Raw genomic sequence first — 2,959 nt, forward strand, 5'->3', positions numbered from 1 at the left:
TGGCAGGAGTGGAGGGACTCGAACCCACGGCCCTCGGTTTTGGAGACCGATGCTCTACCAACTGAGCTACACTCCTGTGCGGGCTGCGCTGTTGAACGTATCTTGGGCGTTCGTCAAGCGATAGCTGGTGCCCGCTCAGGCGGCATGTGTTTGCAGGTGGCGCATCGCCAGCGCGCGTGCCTCGACCACCGGCAGCGGACGCCCGAAATAATAGCCCTGGATGCTGCAGCAACCCAATTCCTGAACCAGCCGTAGCTCGGCCTCGGTTTCGACGCCCTCCGCGGTGGTGGTCATGTCGAGGCTGTCGGCCATCGCCACCACCGCGCGGATGATCGCGATCGCCTCAACACGACCCGCCGCCGCGGTCTGGACGAAGCTGCGGTCGATCTTGATCGACGAGAAGCGCGTCGAGCTGAGATAGCCAAGCGACGAATAGCCCGTGCCAAAATCGTCGAGGCTGAGCCCCACGCCCAGCGCCAGGATGTCGCCCAGCACGCGCGTCGCGCCGGTGCCTTCGCGCAGGAACACGCTTTCGGTCACCTCCAGCGCGAGCCGCCGGGCGGGCAAGCCGCTGTCGGCGAGCGCTTCCGCCACGATGGTCACGAACTGCGGGTTGTGGAGCTGTTCGGGCGAGACGTTGACCGCGACATGCACGCCGTCGGGCCACGCCGCCGCCTCGGCGCAGGCGGTGCGCACCACCCATTCGCCGATCGTCGCGATCAGCCGTGCTTCCTCGGCGATCGGGATGAACTTGGACGGCGGAATTTGGCCGAAACCGGGATGGTTCCAACGCAACAGCGCCTCGAACCCGCGCAGCGTGCCGGATCGCGCATCGACGACCGGCTGATAGGCGAGCGACAATTCCTCGTTGGCCAGCGCCTGCCGCAACGCCATCTCCAGCACGCGGCGCTCCTCCGCCTCGGCATGAAGCTGCGGCTCATATGCGTGGAACACACCGCCGCCCTGATCCTTGGACCGGTACAGCGCGAGATCGGCGGAGCGGATCAGCGTCTCGGCGCTGCGCCCGTCGCGCGGCGACGTCGCGACACCCACCGACGCGCCGATGTACAGCGTATGCTGATCGACCTCATAGGGGCGCGACAGCGTGTCGATGATCGCGCGTGCCAGTCGTTCGACGCGCAGCGGGTCGGACGCATCGCGCACCACCACCGCGAATTCGTCGCCGCCCAGCCGTCCGACGATCTCACGATCGGCCAGCAGCGCCGCCAGCCGCTCCGACACCTTGCCGAGCAACCGGTCGCCGACCGGATGGCCGAGCGTGTCGTTGACCGCCTTGAAGCGATCGAGGTCGATCATCATCAGCGCACACCGCGCTCGTTCGCGCTCGGCGGTGGCGACCGCATCGGCGAGCGCTTCGTTCACCGACAGGCGGTTCGGCAGCCCGGTGAGCGTGTCGAACCGGGCGAGCCGCGCGATCTTGTCGGCCGAGGCACGCTCCTCGGTGACGTCGGAGGCGACGCCGCGGAAGCCGCCGAAATGCCCGTTGGCGTCCCGGCGCGGCGAGGCGGCAATTCGCCACCAGCGCTGTTCGCCCCCGACCATCACCGGCAGGTTCAGGTCGCGGATCGCCTCACGATTGCGCAGCCGCGTCACGAGGTCGCGCAGCACGGGGGCGACCTGTCCGCTGTCCCACCCGGTTCCCGCCAGCACCTCCAGCAGCGGCCGCCCGGCCAATTGATCGCGCTCCACGCCGCAGGCGGCGGCGAAGCGCGCGCTCGGCTCGACGATGCGACGCGACGCATCGGTCTGCCACAACCAGTCGGGGGAGGTTTCGTCGAAATCGCGCAGCAGCAGCCCGATCGTTCCGTCGCGCTCGGCCAGCGTCACCGCCGCGGCGTGCAGCAACGCCTGCGCACGTGCGCGGTCGACCGCGCTGACGCACAACAAGGCCGCGAACAGCAGATCGGCCAGCGCGGCGGCAGGATGTCCGGTGACGAGCAGCGTGACCGCCGCCGTCGTGGTGGTCGTCGCGATGAAGGTGATCGTCACCAGCGGCAGCGACACCATCGCCACCGCATAGACCACCATCAGGACCGCCAGCACGAGGTGCGTGGCGAGCGCGGTCGTGACGTGCAGGTGCCCGCCGAACATGACGGGGACGACGCTCCACACCAGCGCCAGCGCCGCGGCCTCGATCACCGGCGGGCGCATCGCGCCGAGATCGGCATAGCCGCCGGGTCGATCGGAGCTGCGCAGGCGCCGCACGGTCGCGCCGACTGCGACCGCCCCCGCCACGAGCGCCCAGATCGCCAGCCAGGTCACCGGCACGCACGCATTGAGCGTCATGACGATCAATGCGGTGCCGGTGAGATTGGCCGCGAGCAGCAGCAGCGCGCGTTGCCGCGCGGCCAGCAATTGTGCAGCGCGAATCCGGCCCCAAAGGTCGGAATCGTCGCCATTGCTCAGCCCGAACAGCGCACGGAGCGGCGGTTGATGCGCAAGCGGGGAGGAGGAGAAGGCGGTCACCCGCCCGTCTTAGGCGCGCGCTGGTTGACGAAGCGTTGCCCGGCACGCCCTTGCCGCACAAACGGCAGCGGGTTGCCGGTGCGATGCCAACCCGGCGTCGGGCCGGTAACCGGATGCTACTTCAGGATAAAGGGCGCTTTTCCGCGCAGCGCCGCGCGCGGCGCGGTCTGCGCCCGATCAAAAACATTTTCTGCGTGGTTTGCCGCGCGCGGCTTCGGCCCGACGCCAATCTTTCACTTCGATCGGTACGGTGCCCAGCCCCGGACGGATAACGTCCGGGGCGATGTGGAGGATTTTGAGAACGACCTGTGACGAACCGCCGCGGGCTCCGGAACCGCCAGGCGGCGCGCCTTTGCTCAGGCCGCCAGATCGTAGGGCTTGATCTCACCGGCCAGATACAGGTTGCGGGCCTTGGCGCGGCTGAGCTTGCCCGAACTGGTGCGCGGCAAGGTGCGCGGCGGGATCAGTTCGA

Annotated in this window: 1 protein-coding gene and 1 tRNA gene; both read right to left on the reverse strand. The window is 68.8% G+C overall.

What is annotated here, in order from left to right; all coding sequences use genetic code 11:
- Nucleotides 1-76 (reverse strand) — tRNA-Trp (locus AADI75_RS16020).
- A 59-nt stretch (nucleotides 77-135) separates the two neighbouring features.
- Nucleotides 136-2,487, reverse strand: a complete 2,352-nt coding sequence (locus tag AADI75_RS16025; RefSeq protein WP_341209982.1) for an EAL domain-containing protein — start codon at nucleotides 2,485-2,487, stop codon at nucleotides 136-138.
- Nucleotides 2,488-2,959 lie beyond the last annotated feature (472 nt).

Source organism: uncultured Sphingomonas sp. (assembly GCF_964021865.1).
Taxonomy (GTDB): Bacteria; Pseudomonadota; Alphaproteobacteria; order Sphingomonadales; family Sphingomonadaceae; genus Sphingomonas.